We start from the raw sequence: 14,154 nt of genomic DNA on the forward strand, positions 1-14,154 counted from the left end.
GCGGTTGTATCGGGCTGCAACCTGCCCTAGTTTGGCCGCTTCCTGCCGCATAGTTTAAAGCATTCATGGACCAGTCGCTCCCCGACTCCGCATCCCTCTCGCCCGCCCCGGCCCTGACGCCGATGATGGCGCAATATTTCGAGATCAAGGCGGTCAATCCGGGCTATCTGCTGTTCTACCGCATGGGCGATTTCTACGAGCTGTTCTTCGAGGACGCCGAGATCGCCAGCGCTGCCTTGGGCATTGTGCTGACCAAGCGCGGCAAGCATCTGGGCCAGGATATCGGCATGTGCGGCGTGCCCATCCACGCCGCCAATGACTACCTCAACAAGCTGGTCAAACTGGGCCACCGCGTCGCCATTTGCGAACAGGTGGAAGACCCCAAGGAAGCCAAGAAGCGCGGCGCCAAATCGGTGGTCAAACGCGATGTGGTGCGGCTGATCACCGCCGGTACGCTGACCGAAGACGATCACCTCGATGCCCGCGCATCCAATTTCCTCGCCGCCCTCGCCATGGTGCGGCATGGGGAAACCGATTTCGCCCTGGCCTGGACAGATGTGTCGACCGGGGAAAGCTTCACCGCCGATCTCGCCGCCGATCAATTGCAGGACGAATTGGCCCGCATCGATCCGGCCGAGCTGATCCTGAGCGAGGCGACGCGCCTGGCTTTGGTGGAGCGGCATCTATTTGCGCCCGCCTGGCTGCCGATCAGCCATATCGCCCCGGCGCAAAGTTTTGACAGCGAAGCGGCATCAGCCACTTTGCGCGACGCTTTTCCCGGCGGTGCTTTCGACCCATCCGCCCTCTCCCGCGCCGCGCGCTCGGCTCTGGGCGCCATCGTCGCCTATATCAGCGACAGCCAGAAGGGCGTCGGCGTCGCCCTGCGCGCGCCCGTGCTGGGCGCTACTGCCCGCAGCATGGCGATTGATCAGGCTACCCGCGCGAGTTTGGAACTGCACCAGACCCAGCGCGGCCAGCAACGCGGCTCGCTGCGCAATGCCATCGATCTCACCGTCACTGCCCCCGGCTCGCGCCTGCTCTCGGCGCGATTGGCGGCGCCGCTGGCTGATGCGGTGGCGATCAATGAACGGCTCGACGCCGTCTCGGTTCTGGCCGGCGATACCATGCTCAATGGCCGCCTGCGCAGCGATCTCAAGGCGGTGCCCGACCTGGCCCGCGCGCTGACGCGATTGGCACTCGATCGCGGCGGGCCGCGCGATCTGGCCGCTATCGGCAAGGCGGTCAGCGCGGCCCTTGCGCTTTCAAGCCATTTTGCCCGGCTCGATGATGTTCCCACGGTCCTTGCCCGGCTGTCGGCGACCCTGGCCGCTGCGCCCGCGCCGCTGGCCTCCATGCTAGCGCTGGCGCTGGATGATGAATTGCCGCTATTCAGCCGCGATGGCGGCTTTGTGCGCAAGGGCTATGACCAGACCTTGGATGACGAGCGCGCGCTGGCCAGCGAGACCCGTGCTGTCGTCGCCGCGCTGCAGGCGCGGTTGATCGAGGAAACCGACGTCCGCTCGCTCAAGATCCGGCATAATGGCGTGCTCGGCTATTTCGTCGAAGTGCCCGCCGCCCACGGCACCAAGCTGCTCGAAGAGCCGCATCGCCAGAGCTTTATCCATCGCCAGACGCTGGCCAATGCCATGCGCTTCACCACGACCGAATTGGCTGATCTCGAGGGCCGCATTGCCCGCGCCCATGAGGCGGCGCTCGATATCGAGCTGAGGATTTTTTCGAGCCTGCGCAGCGAGGCTCTCGGCCGCACCGATGCCTTACGCGAACTCGCCGATGCCCTGGCCGAACTCGACGTCACCGCCGCGCTGGCTCATCTCGCCGCAACCCGCAATTATGCCCGGCCGGAAATCGACACTTCCCTGGCCTTTGAGATCAAGGCCGGCCGCCATCCGGTGGTCGAGAATATGGTGCAGGCCGAGGGCCACAGCTTTGTCGCCAATGACGCGGACCTCTCCGGCGCCGACGATATCGGTGGGGGCCGGCTCTGGCTGGTCACCGGCCCCAATATGGGCGGTAAATCGACCTTTCTGCGCCAGAACGCGCTGATCGCCATTCTGGCGCAAATGGGCAGCTTCGTGCCCGCCGCGTCAGCCCATATCGGGGTTATCGACCGGGTCTTTTCCCGCGTCGGCGCATCCGACGACATTGCCCATGGCCGCTCGACCTTCATGGTCGAAATGGTCGAAACCTCGGCCATTCTCAATCGCGCCACCCGGCGCTCGCTGGTGGTGCTGGACGAAATCGGCCGCGGCACCGCGACCTTCGATGGTCTCTCCATCGCCTGGGCGGCCGTCGAAGCCTTGCACGAAACCACCGGTTGCCGGGCGCTGTTCGCCACCCATTTCCACGAGCTGACCAGCCTCGCCAAAACCCTCTCCCGCGTGTCCAATGTCACCATGAAGGTGCGCGAATGGGAGGGCGAAGTGGTGTTCCTGCATGAAGTGGGGCCCGGCGCCGCCGACCGTTCCTATGGCATCCAGGTGGCGCGCTTGGCCGGCCTGCCCGAACCGGTGCTTGCCCGCGCCCGCCAGGTGCTTGATATTCTCGAGCAACGCTCGGCTGGTACGGCCTCTTCCAGCCAGAAGGCCAGCGTGTTAGATGATCTGCCGCTCTTTGCCCATCAGCCTGCTGCCAAACCGGCGGGTCCTGATCCAGTCCATGCCGCGCTCGACGCCGTTCGTCCCGACGAAATGACCCCCAAGCAAGCGATCGAAGCCCTCTACGAACTAAAGAAACTCCGCGATGACGCTCGCCGAAGCTGAAGCCAAGCCGCGAAAACCCCAGTTCGCGCTGAAAAGCGCCGAAATCCTGCTGGCTGAACTGGACGCCGCCATCGGCGATGAAGCGCCCAAAAGCGCCGCCGCCCGCGCCGTCGTCTTGGCCCATATGCGCCAGACCCTGGCCGCCGCGCGCAAATCGGCCGAAGAAGAACTGCTCGCCAATGGCAAGGGCACCCGCTGCGCGCAAAATCTGTCCGATGCGCAGGACGAGATCATCACTGCGGTCTATCTCTTCGCCACCAGCCGGGTCTATCCGGTCGACAATCCTTCCGGCGCCGAGGCCATCGCGCTCTCCGCCGTGGGCGGCTATGGCCGCGGCACCCTGGCCCCCGGCTCTGATATCGATCTGCTGTTCATCCTGCCCTATAAGCAGACGCCCTGGGGTGAGCAGGTCACCGAATATATCCTCTATCTGCTATGGGATCTGGGCCAGAAGGTCGGCCACGCCGTCCGCTCGGTCGATGAGAGCATCCGCATGGCCCGCGCCGACATGACGGTGCGTACGGCCACGCTCGAGGCGCGTTACCTGACCGGCGACAAGGCTTTGTTCGACCAATTGGTCCGGCGCTTTGAAACCGAGATCATGCCCAAAACCGGGCCGGAATTCATTGCCGCAAAAATGGCCGAGCGCGATGAACGGCACAAGGCAATGGGCAATACCCGCTATGTGGTCGAGCCCAATATCAAGGACGGCAAGGGCGGGTTGCGCGACCTCAACACCCTGTTCTGGATCGGCAAATATTTCTACCAGGTCAAAACCAGCCATGAGCTGGTCGGCAAGGGCGTGCTGTCCAATGGCGAATATCGCCTGTTCTCGCGCGCCGAGGACTTTTTATGGGCGGTGCGGTGTCACCTGCATTTCCTCACTGGCCGCGCCGAGGAAAAGCTGACCTTTGACGTGCAGCCCGAACTGGCCCACCGCATGGGCTATGCCCAGCGCCTGGGCATGCTGGGCGTCGAGCGCTTCATGAAGCGCTATTTCCTGGTCGCCAAGGATGTGGGGGATTTGACCCGCATCATCTGCGCTTCTCTGGAATTCAACCACGCCAAGGACATGGATCTGGTGGGCCGCGTGCTGGCGCCGTTCCGTTCCGGCAAGTCCAGGATCAAGGGCGAAAGCGATTTCGTGCTCGATACCGGCCGGCTCAATATCGCCGCCCCCGACGTGTTCGAGAAGGATCCGGTCAACCTGATCAAGATTTTCCTCGTCGCCGGGCGCGAGGAATTGCTGTTCCATCCCGATGCCATCAAGGTCATTTCCCGCTCGCTGCGCCTGATCGACAACAAGGTGCGCAATGATGCCAAGGCGAACAGCCATTTCCTGACCATCCTGACCGCGCCCATGTCGGTCGAGCGCATCCTGCGTGCCATGAACGAGAGCGGGGTTTTGGGCAAGTTCGTGCCCGATTTCGGCAAGATCGTCGCGCTGATGCAGTTCAACATGTACCACCATTATACGGTGGACGAGCATCTGATCCGCTCGGTCGGCGTCATGGCCGATATCGCCAATGGCGGCCTGCGCGATCAGTTGCCGCTGACCCACGAATTGCTGCCCCAGCTCAACGATACCCGCCTGCTCTATGTCGCGCTGTTCCTGCACGATATCGCCAAGGGCCGCCCGGAAGATCACTCCATTGCCGGCATGCGCATTGCCAAAAAGCTCTGCCCGCGCTTTGGCCTGACGCCGGCAGAAACCGATACCGTCAGCTGGCTGATCGAGCATCATCTGCTGATGAGCGAGATCGCCCAGGCCCGTGACATCCAGGACCCCGAAACCGCCAAGGCCTTTGCCGATGTGGTGCAATCGCCCCAGCGCCTGGCGCTGTTGATGATCCTCACCGCCTGCGATATCCGCGCCGTCGGCCCCGGTGTCTGGACCGGCTGGAAGGGCAGCCTGCTACGCGCGCTCTACTATGCCACCGAACCTTTATTGTCCGGCGGCCATAGCCAGGTCACCCAATCGGACCGCATCGAAGCTGCCCGCCGCCAGCTGGCCGAAAAGCTCGACACCTGGCTGCCCGCCGATGTCGGAGCCTATATGGCCCGCCATTACGATCATTACTGGCTGCGCGCCGAGCCCGAATTGCAGTTCGAGCATGCCCGCATGATCCGCCAGGCCGATAGCTCCGGCGAAACCTTTGCCGGCTCGATCCGCATCAAGGCCTTCGAGGGCATCACCGAAGTCAGCTTCTACATGGCCGACCACCCGCGCCTGCTCTCGCTGATCGCCGGCGCCTGCACCATGCAGGATGCTTCGATCATCGGCGCGCAGATTTTCTCGACCCGCGATGGCCGCGCCATCGACACATTCCGGCTGCGCCGCTCCTTCACCTCCGACGAGGACGAAAAGGTCCGCGCCACCCGCATCATCGATACGGTCCGCCAATTGCTGCAGGGCAAGCGGCAGATCCTGATCGATCTGGGCAAGGAAAGCCGCCACAACAAGCGCCTCAAGCCGTTCGCCCTGCCCGCCCAGGTTTCGGTCTCCAACGCGCTATCGGAAAAGTTCACTGTGATCGAAGTGTCCGGCCTCGACCGCATGGGCCTGCTCCACGCCATGACCCGCGAGATTTCCGATCTCAACCTCACCATCGGCTCCGCCCATATCGGCACCTATGGCGAAAAGGCCGTCGACGTCTTCTACGTCACCGATTTGACCGGCCAGAAGATCATGTCCAAGCCGCGCCAGCGCAAAATCCACGACGCGCTGATGAATGTGTTCCACCCCAAGCCGGCGGAACAGAAGGTGGTCAATGGGTAGGCAGGGTGGCGTTGTGCACCCCTCACCTCTCCCTTTGGGGGAGAGGTCGACGGCGAAGCCGGCGGGTGAGGGGGCCTTCCCCCAACACCAGGCCAGGAAAAGGCCCCCTCACCCGGCCCTGCGGGCCGACCTCTCCCCCGAAGGGAGAGGTGAAGAAGGCGCCTCCCCCTCATGAGCCTCTACCGCAATTTCCTCTCCGTGGGCGGGCTGACCCTGGTCTCCCGCATTGCCGGCTTTGCCCGTGATGCGCTGATGGCCGCCGTGCTTGGCATCGGCCCCGCCGCCGACGCCTTCAACGCCGCCTTCCGCTTTCCCAATCTGTTCCGGCGGCTATTTGCCGAAGGCGCCTTCAACACCGCCTTCGTGCCGATGTTTTCGACCGCGCTCGAAACGCAGGGCGAAGAAGCGGCCAAGCTGCTGGCCAGCCGCATCATGAGCTGGCTGGTCGCGGCTATCCTCGTCGTCACCATCTTCGCCGAAATCTTCATGGAGCCCCTTATGCGGGTCTTCGTGCCGGGGTTCGATGATCCGGAAAAACTCGCGCTGACGGTCTACCTGTCGCGCATCATGTTCCCCTATCTCGCCTGCATGTCGCTGATGGCGGCTTATGCCGGCATTCTGAACACGCTTGGGCGCTTTTTCGCCTCTGCCTTCGCGCCCATAATCCTCAACATCGTCAATATCGCCGCCCTCGTCCCGCTGGCCATCCTGGTGCTGGAGGACAAGGCCGATATCGCCTTCTGGGTTGCCATCGCCATGCTGTTGGGCGGCGTTGCGCAATTGGCGCTGGTCTATGGCGCCGTGCGCCGCGCCAATTTCGTGCCGCGCCTGGGTATTCCCTGGCCCAATGCCGAAGTGCGCCGCTTTTGGCTGCTGGCCATTCCGGCGATTCTCGCCGGCGGCATCACCCAGATCAATATCCTGGTGGGTACAGCGATTGCCTCAAGCGCCGACAATGCCATCTCCGTGCTGTCCTATGCCGACCGGCTCTACCAGCTGCCGCTGGGCATTATCGGCATCGCCATCGGCACGGTGCTGCTGCCCGAGCTCAGCCGCCATCTCAGCGCCGGTCGCAATGCCGAGGCGGCACAAAGCCAGGACCAGTCGCTGCTGCTCTCCATGCTGCTCTCCATGCCTGCCGCCGCGGCGCTGGCGGCGCTTTCCGTCCCCATCGTCCGGGTGCTGTTCGAGCGCGGCGCCTTCGACGCCAGCGCCACCGTGCCCGTCGCCGAGGCGCTGGTCGGCTACGCCTGGGGCCTGCCCGCCTTCGTGTTGATCCGCGTGTTGCAGCCGGGCTTTTTCTCGCGCAAGGACACCATCACCCCCACCATTTTTGCGGGCCTCTCCGTGCTCGCCAATATCGGCATTTCGCTTTGGCTGTTCCCCAGCCTGCAACATGTCGGCATTGCGCTCGCCACCACCATTTCCTCCTGGCTCAATGCGGTGCTGCTGGCGCTCTTCCTCGCCCGGCGCGGCTATTTTGCCCTGCCCGCGGCTTCGCTGCGCAAACATCTGCTGACCATCGCCAGCAGCCTTGTCATGGCCGGTGTGCTCTATCTACTGGCCCAGCGCGCCACGGCGATCTTTGCCCCCGGCGCGCCTTTCCTGACCCAGGCTGCGGCGCTATTCGCCATCTGCGTCTTCGGCTGCCTGGTCTATTTCACCCTGGTTCACATTACCGGGGCGCAACGATTGGGCATGCTGGCCAGCCGGCTACGCCGCAAGCGGGCCTAGCCGCCGGGATGACATCGCGGCCCAACGGATATAAGTGTTCCCCAATACAAGCGTAACTGAACCGCTAGGCTCTCCTTTATGGCTTTCACCCCTCGCGTCTTTTCCGGCATCAAGCCTTCGGGCGATCTGCATCTGGGCAATTATCTCGGCGCCATTCGCCGCTTCGTGCCCCTGCAGGACACGCATGAGACCATCTATTGCGTGGTCGATATGCATGCCATTACCGTGTGGCAGGACCCTGTTGACCTCAAGCGCTGGACCTATGAGATCGCGGCCGCCTATATCGCGGCGGGCGTCGACCCCAAAAAGTCGATCATCTTCAACCAGTCCCAGGTGATGGAACATGCCGAGCTGAGCTGGATTCTCAATTGCGTCGCCCGCATGGGCTGGATGGCGCGGATGACCCAGTTCAAGGATAAGGCCGGCGAAAACAGCGAGAATGTCTCGCTGGGCCTGTTTGCCTATCCCTCACTGATGGCCGCCGATATCCTGCTCTACAAAGCCACCGGCGTGCCGGTGGGCGAAGATCAGAAACAGCATCTGGAACTGACGCGCGACATCGCCAAGAAGTTCAATCACGACTTCAAAAAGCAGATCAAATCGCTGGGCCATAAGGGCGACTTCTTCCCCATCACCGAAACCCTGGCCACCGGCCCCGCCATGCGCGTCAAGTCGCTCAAGGATGGGTCCAAGAAGATGAGCAAGTCCGACGCCTCGGACCTGTCGACCATCTATATGATGGACGATGCCGACATGATCGCCAAAAAGATCAAGCGCGCCACCACCGATGCCGAGGCCCTGCCCAGCGAGGCTGCGGGTCTGGCCGGGCGTCTCGAAGCGGAAAATCTCGTGGGCATCTATGCCGCTCTGTCCAATCGCAGCGTGGATGACGTGTTGGGCGAATTCGGTGGCCAGGGCTGGGGCACCTTCAAGCCCGCACTGGCCGACCTTGCCGTCGCCGTGCTCTCCCCGATTGCCGATGAAATGAAGCGGCTGGTCAGCGATCGCGGCGAGATGGACACCATCCTGCGCAACGGCGCCGATCGAGCCCGCACCATCGCCCAGCCGATCATGGACGATGTTCGCAATATCGTTGGCTTTATTCGCTGATAAGCGTTTCCAGGAAAAGTGCGGCGCGGTTTTCCGTCCGGAAACGCGACAACAAGAAATAAGGAAACGCAATGTACGAGACCGAGTACAAGCGAAAATTCCTCGTCGTCATTGACGAGACGCCCGAATGCGACCGCGCCTTGACCTTTGCCGCCTATCGCGTCAAGCGCACCGGCGGCGTTGTGGTGCTGATGAGCGTGGTGCAAAGGCCCGAATTCATCGGCCTGGGCGTTGAAGATGTGCTGCGTGCCGAAGCCGTCGAGGAAGCCGAGCGCAATCTCGATGCGCGCCTCGCCCGCCTCAGGGACATTGGCGACATCAAGGTCGAATCGGTGATCCGCGAGGGCGAAGGCCCCGAACAGATCGAAAATGTCATCGGGGAGGACCGCGACATCGCCATCCTGGTGCTCGCCGCCTCAACCTCCACCGATGGCCCCGGCCCACTGGTGATGCACTTCGCCAGCCGCGCCAATGCGCTGCCGATCCCGCTGACGGTTGTTCCGGGGCGGATGAGCGACGAAGAGATTATCGCGATCTGTTGAGGGCTAGCCGCCTCAGGCGATCCGCGCCTCGTCCAGCAACTGCTTGCGCTTCAGGAACGGGTCGTTGAGAAATGTGCCGAACGGCACGAAGGCCGCAATCGTGGTGCGGGCCCATTCGCCGCGGGCAAAGCCGCGGCCCCAAAGGCACGCAATCATCGCCACGATATAGGCAATGAATGCCACCCCATGGATCATGCCCACCGGCGGCACCAGGGCCGGCATGCCGAACCAATATTTGAGCGGCATGGCGACTAGGAACAGCGCCAGCGTGGTAATGCCTTCGACAAGGCCGATAAAGCGGAACAAGCGGATCATGGCAAAAGCCATATCGGCCGCCGGCTGTGCTGTGAACGCGGCGCATGGTCGCGATGCGCGATTGGCCTTGCACTCCGCGTCTAAAAGACTATTTTAGAAGCGTTCTAAGTGTAGAACCTGCCCGTCCGAGGATCATTGATGTTCATCCAGACCGAAGCCACGCCCAATCCGGCAACCCTCAAATTCCTGCCCGGACGCGATGTGCTCGTTGGCGAACCGCGCGATTTCCGCAATCTCGATGCCGCCGCAGCCTCCCCGCTGGCCACGGGCCTGTTCGCCATTTCCGGCGTCACCGGCGTGTTCCTGGGTTCCGATTTCATCTCGGTCACCAAGGACGACACCAATTGGGCCCATATCAAGCCGGCCATTCTGGGCGTCATCATGGACCATTTCCTGTCCGGCAAGCCCGTCATCGCTGAAGGCGCCGCTCCGGCCGCCGACTTCGACGAGGTCGAGGAATTCTTCGAAACCGAAGACAGCGAGACCGTCGAAGTGATCAAGGAATTGCTGGCCACCCGCGTGCGCCCGGCCGTCGCGATGGATGGCGGCGACATCATCTTCAAGGGCTTCAAGGAAGGCACGGTGTTCCTCCACATGCAGGGTGCATGTTCAGGTTGCCCGTCCTCCACTGCCACGCTCAAAAGCGGCATCGAAAACCTGCTCCGCCACTTCGTCCCCGGCGTCGAATCGGTCCAGCAGGTCTAACTCGTCCAGTTACGCAGCAAGCCAAAGGCCCAGGGAGCAATCCTTGGGCCTTTTGTTTTACTTTTGGCCGTTTGGCTCGGTGGATGCGACTGGCGCTGCGCCTAACTGCCAAAAAAGCCCGGATCGCTCCGGGCTTTTTCTTATTCTGCTGCGGCCTTTTCGGCTTCGCTGCGCTGGTCGGTGATCGCCAGCGGTTCGCCCTCGGGGCGTTTGCGGCGGATGCGCAGGCGCTTGATGCGGCGGCTGTCCGCGGCCAGGATTTCAAAGTCAAAACCATCAAGCCGCGTGACGCGTTCGCCCCGCTTGGGCACGTGCCCGGCCAGGTCGAACACCAAGCCGCCAATGGTTTCCACTTCCTCGCCGAATTCGCCGGGGTCGAAATCCGGCCCGATTAGCGTGCGCACATCGCTCAGCTCGGCGCGGGCATCGGCGATATAGGTATCAGTCCCCACCTTGCGGATCAGCGCTGCGGCCAGCTCGTCGTGTTCGTCCTCGATCTCCCCGACCACGGCTTCAAGCAGATCCTCGATGGTCACCAGCCCGTCCGTGCCGCCATATTCATCCACCACGATGGCCATATGCACGCGGCTGGCGCGCATGGACTGCAGCAGATCGCCCACCGGCATGAAGGTGGGGACGAACATGGCCGTGCGCATCAGATCGAACTTGCCGATTTTCTGCTTGAGCACGGTGGAAACCAGTTTGACCGGCACATCCTTGCTCGGGTCCGTCACCGGCTCGGTGATCTTGCCCAAGGCGTCCTTGACGTGGATGAAGCCCAAAATATTGTCCAGCCCATCGTCATAGACCGGCAGGCGCGAATGGCCGACTTCGCGGAATTTGGCCAGAAGCGTGCCCAGGTTAATATCGAACTCGATGGCCTGGATATCGCTGCGCTCTACCATCACGTCGGCAACCGACACATTGGAGAGCTTGAGCACATTTTGCAGGATGGTCCGCTCGCTTTCGGAAAAGTCGGCGGTTTCGGCGCTGCCCTGCTCTTCGAGCGCGACCTGCAGGTCGTCGCGCAGGGAAACCGTGCGCAAGGCCAGCATGGCCTTGATGCGGTTCCAGATCGAAGGCCCCCGTGACTGGACGGGGGCGGGACTAGAAGGAGGCTCGGGATTGGTGGGCGCTGTGTGGCCCAGACTGTCGCTGTCGTTCATTGGCATGATGCCGCAAAACTGCGGCTTTCTATCCTCGGAATGGGAAAACTGCGCCCCAATTATAGGGGCACCGCGCTAATCGGCATAGGGGTCGTCTATCCCCAATGCCGCCAATATCTGGGTTTCAAGGCTCTCCATTTGAAGGGCCTCGGCGTCGGTAAGGTGATCATACCCTAAAATATGCAGAAATCCATGCACCACGAGATGGGTGAAATGGTCGGGCAGGCTTGTGCCCTGTTCAGCCGCTTCCCGCTCCAGCGTTTCGCGCGCCAAAGTAATGTCGCCCAGGATGCCAACAACCGGTCCGAAGGGCTCGATCTGGGGAAAGCTCAGCACATTGGTCGAGCTGTCCTTGCCGCGCCATTGCTGGTTGAGCTCGTGCTGCTCCTCGTCATTGGTGAGCAGGATGGACAGCTCAGCCGCCCCCTTGATCTTGGGCTTGGCATGCTTGAGCGCCTCCAACACGGCGCGTTCGGCCAGAGGATCGAAATCCTCCGGCCAGTTTTCATCATTGCGAATAATAGCAATGTCTATGGGTAGTGCAGTCAGCGCGTGCTTCCTTCGGCCTTGTCAGCCAGTTTCTTGGCCGTATCAGCCTCGTAAGCCCGCACGATGCGACCCACCAGGGCGTGGCGAACCACGTCCTTATCGTTAAATCGGCTGATATGCACGCCCTCGACGCCATCGAGCAGATGCACTGCCTCGACCAGCCCCGATTTTTCCCCGCGCGGCAGATCGACCTGGGTCGGATCGCCAGTGACGATCATCTTGGAGTTCTCGCCCAGACGAGTCAGAAACATCTTCATCTGCATCGAGGTGGTGTTCTGGGCTTCGTCGAGGATCACCACGGCATTGGCCAGCGTACGGCCACGCATAAAGGCCAAAGGCGCCACTTCGATAATGCCCGAGGTGATGCAGCGCTCGACATTTTCCGGCTTCATCATGTCGTAAAGCGCGTCATAGAGCGGGCGCAGGTAAGGATCGACCTTTTCCTTCATATCGCCCGGTAAAAAGCCCAGCCGCTCGCCGGCTTCCACGGCCGGCCGCGACAGGATGATGCGGTTGATATCGCCGCGCTCAAGGAGCGAAGCGGCATGCGCCACCGCCAGATAGGTCTTACCCGTACCAGCCGGACCCACGCCGAACACCAGCTCACTCCGGTCCATGGCGCGCATATAGGCGTCCTGGGCGGGCGTGCGGGCGACGATGGTGGATTTACGCGTGGCGATCTGGGCCATGCGCACCTTGCCCTTGCGTTCCAGCGTCGGCAGGGTCAGCTGGCTATCCTCGGTCTCGATCATCCGGATCACTGCGTCCACGTCGGCAATGTCGACGCTGCGGCCTTCCTCGAGACTGGCATAGAGCGATTCCAGCACGCGCCGCGCCTGGTCGACCGAGCTGGCCGCACCTTTGAGCAGAACATGATTGCCGCGGGGAGTGGCCGAAACCTTGAGCCGCTGTTCGATCAGGGCCAGGTTCTGGTCAAAATCGCCATAGAGCTGTGCAGCCAGACGATTGTCTTCAAAAGCGAGTTCGAGTTGCGATGCGAGTGCGTTGTCGGCGGTCGGTGACAAGTGCCTGCTCAAACTGATGTGGCTCCCGAAAGGAACGCGGCGCGGGCTTGCACCGCGAATACAAGGCCAAGGCTAGGCCGATTTGCGCGTGATGTCTGTAGCAATATTGTGACTGTCTGTGTGGTCATCAGCCACCAGATGGTGCTTGAACGGCCAGCCATCAAGTAATACCTTAAGAAAAATATTCCTTACCAAGGATCAGGTCGATGAGCGCGACAGTAACAAGCAAGGGGCAGGTCACCATTCCCAAACCCGTCCGCGACCTGCTGGGTATTGAGCCTGGAACGCGCGTGGACTTCCGCCGTACGCCCCAGGGTCAGATCATTCTGGTCCGCGCCGATCCCGCTCCCCCCAGCCGCTTTGCCAAGCTGCGCGGCCACGCCGGTAAGGGATTGAGTACCGATGCGATCATGGCGCTGACTCGCGGCGACTCGTGATCCTGGTTGACACCAACGTCCTACTCGATCTGGTGACCGACGATCCGGATTGGGCCGGTTGGTCCCTCTCCCAGCTGGAGATTGCATCCCTCAGGGGACCGCTGCTGATCAATGATGTCGTCTACGCCGAAATGGCCGTGCGCTACGAGCGCATAGAGGATTTGGAAGTTTTCCTCAGCGAGGCTGGCCTTGTGCTGACCCCGATACCGAAATCGGCACTGTTCCTCGCTGGAAAGGTGTTTGCCCAATATCGGCGGGCGGGCGGCGTCAGATCAGGGGTGTTGCCGGATTTTTTCATCGGCGCGCACGCAGCCGTCGAGGCGATGCCGCTCCTGACCCGCGATGTCGGGCGCTATCGCACCTATTTCCCAACCCTGGAGCTGATTGCACCCGCTGTCGGCACATAGATTTCCGGGCGCCAGGCCGCCGCAACGGAGAGCTTCTAGCTTGCCGGCCTGATCAGACCCACCTTCATATCCTTGGCGGTGTAGATGACCTTGCCATCCGCCACCACGCGGCCATCGCCTAGGCCGAGCGTCAGCGCGCCGCGCTTGACCCGGTGCATGTCCACTTCATAGCGTACGAGCTTGGTCTTGGGGGTAATGTCGCCCTTGAACTTGACCTCGCCAACCCCGATCGCGCGGCCCTTGCCGGGCGAACCCGACCAGCCCAGCCAATAGCCGATGATCTGCCACATCGCGTCCAGCCCCAGACAGCCCGGCATCACCGGATCGCCGGCAAAATGGCACTCGAAGAACCACAGCTCGGGCGAAATATCCAATTCGGCCACGATATGGCCTTTGCCGTGTTCGCCGCCATCAAGGCTGATCTCGACAATCCGGTCCATCATCAGCATGGGCGGCGAGGGCAATTGGGCATTGCCCGGCCCAAAATAGCCGCCCCGGGCCGAACTCAGCAGGTCGGCCTTGGAATAAGAGGATTGCGGGGTGTGAAATTCAATGGGATCGGCCACTCAATTGCGCTCCTGGTTCAAACCACTAGGAGTAATGCA

General features: G+C 62.2%; 13 protein-coding genes. 8 read left to right on the plus strand and 5 right to left on the minus strand.

Going from position 1 to position 14,154, the window contains the following annotated elements:
• Window positions 1-65 precede the first annotated feature (65 nt).
• From mutS to ACI3KW_RS14960, 5 genes are all read left to right on the plus strand, one after another.
• Window positions 66-2,780 carry a DNA mismatch repair protein MutS gene (gene mutS, locus ACI3KW_RS14940; RefSeq protein ID WP_404848725.1) on the plus strand — a complete coding sequence of 905 codons (2,715 nt, stop codon included), beginning with the start codon at window positions 66-68 and terminating at the stop codon, window positions 2,778-2,780.
• Window positions 2,761-5,559, plus strand: a complete 2,799-nt coding sequence (locus tag ACI3KW_RS14945; RefSeq protein ID WP_404848726.1) for a [protein-PII] uridylyltransferase — start codon at window positions 2,761-2,763, stop codon at window positions 5,557-5,559. The genes mutS and ACI3KW_RS14945 overlap by 20 nt, the downstream gene beginning before the upstream one ends.
• A 171-nt stretch (window positions 5,560-5,730) precedes the next feature.
• The gene (gene murJ / locus ACI3KW_RS14950) at window positions 5,731-7,293 is read left to right on the plus strand and encodes a murein biosynthesis integral membrane protein MurJ (RefSeq protein WP_404848727.1); all 1,563 of its coding nucleotides are present in this window, start codon (window positions 5,731-5,733) and stop codon (window positions 7,291-7,293) included.
• A 78-nt stretch (window positions 7,294-7,371) separates the two neighbouring features.
• The gene (gene trpS, locus ACI3KW_RS14955) at window positions 7,372-8,403 is read left to right on the plus strand and encodes a tryptophan--tRNA ligase (protein WP_404848728.1); all 1,032 of its coding nucleotides are present in this window, start codon (window positions 7,372-7,374) and stop codon (window positions 8,401-8,403) included.
• Window positions 8,404-8,474: 71 nt separating this feature from the next.
• Window positions 8,475-8,945, plus strand: a complete 471-nt coding sequence (locus ACI3KW_RS14960) for a universal stress protein (protein ID WP_404848729.1) — start codon at window positions 8,475-8,477, stop codon at window positions 8,943-8,945.
• Window positions 8,946-8,957: 12 nt separating this feature from the next.
• Here ACI3KW_RS14960 and ACI3KW_RS14965 read toward each other — a convergent pair whose 3' ends face one another.
• On the minus strand, window positions 8,958-9,260 hold the full coding sequence (locus tag ACI3KW_RS14965) for a DUF3817 domain-containing protein (RefSeq protein ID WP_404848730.1): 303 nt from the start codon (window positions 9,258-9,260) through the stop codon (window positions 8,958-8,960).
• Window positions 9,261-9,398: 138 nt separating this feature from the next.
• Between ACI3KW_RS14965 and ACI3KW_RS14970 the strand changes: the two genes are divergently transcribed.
• Complete coding sequence (locus ACI3KW_RS14970; protein WP_113123494.1) at window positions 9,399-9,965, plus strand: NifU family protein; 567 nt, start codon at window positions 9,399-9,401, stop codon at window positions 9,963-9,965.
• A gap of 140 nt (window positions 9,966-10,105) precedes the next feature.
• On the opposite strand, the gene ACI3KW_RS14975 is transcribed toward ACI3KW_RS14970, so the two are convergent.
• The 3 genes from ACI3KW_RS14975 to ACI3KW_RS14985 form a co-directional block, all read right to left on the minus strand.
• On the minus strand, window positions 10,106-11,131 hold the full coding sequence (locus ACI3KW_RS14975) for a hemolysin family protein (protein WP_404848731.1): 1,026 nt from the start codon (window positions 11,129-11,131) through the stop codon (window positions 10,106-10,108).
• 75 nt (window positions 11,132-11,206) lie between these two features.
• Window positions 11,207-11,680, minus strand: a complete 474-nt coding sequence (gene ybeY, locus ACI3KW_RS14980; RefSeq protein WP_404848770.1) for an rRNA maturation RNase YbeY — start codon at window positions 11,678-11,680, stop codon at window positions 11,207-11,209.
• Window positions 11,677-12,723, minus strand: a complete 1,047-nt coding sequence (locus ACI3KW_RS14985; protein ID WP_390888832.1) for a PhoH family protein — start codon at window positions 12,721-12,723, stop codon at window positions 11,677-11,679. Before ACI3KW_RS14985 ends, ybeY begins: the two co-directional genes overlap by 4 nt.
• Window positions 12,724-12,911: 188 nt before the next feature.
• On the opposite strand from ACI3KW_RS14985, the gene ACI3KW_RS14990 reads away from it, so the two are divergent.
• On the plus strand, window positions 12,912-13,142 hold the full coding sequence (locus ACI3KW_RS14990; RefSeq protein ID WP_404848732.1) for an AbrB/MazE/SpoVT family DNA-binding domain-containing protein: 231 nt from the start codon (window positions 12,912-12,914) through the stop codon (window positions 13,140-13,142).
• Window positions 13,139-13,549: a type II toxin-antitoxin system VapC family toxin gene (locus tag ACI3KW_RS14995; protein WP_404848733.1), complete on the plus strand. Its 411-nt coding sequence runs from the start codon at window positions 13,139-13,141 to the stop codon at window positions 13,547-13,549. Before ACI3KW_RS14990 ends, ACI3KW_RS14995 begins: the two co-directional genes overlap by 4 nt.
• Before the next feature lie 35 nt (window positions 13,550-13,584).
• On the opposite strand, the gene fabA is transcribed toward ACI3KW_RS14995, so the two are convergent.
• Window positions 13,585-14,115 carry a bifunctional 3-hydroxydecanoyl-ACP dehydratase/trans-2-decenoyl-ACP isomerase gene (gene fabA, locus ACI3KW_RS15000; RefSeq protein WP_113123500.1) on the minus strand — a complete coding sequence of 177 codons (531 nt, stop codon included), beginning with the start codon at window positions 14,113-14,115 and terminating at the stop codon, window positions 13,585-13,587.
• Between the last annotated feature and the right edge of the window lie 39 nt (window positions 14,116-14,154).

Origin of the sequence: Devosia sp. ZW T5_3, from assembly GCF_044987315.1 — a bacterium.
In the GTDB taxonomy this organism is placed as follows: domain Bacteria; phylum Pseudomonadota; class Alphaproteobacteria; order Rhizobiales; family Devosiaceae; genus Devosia.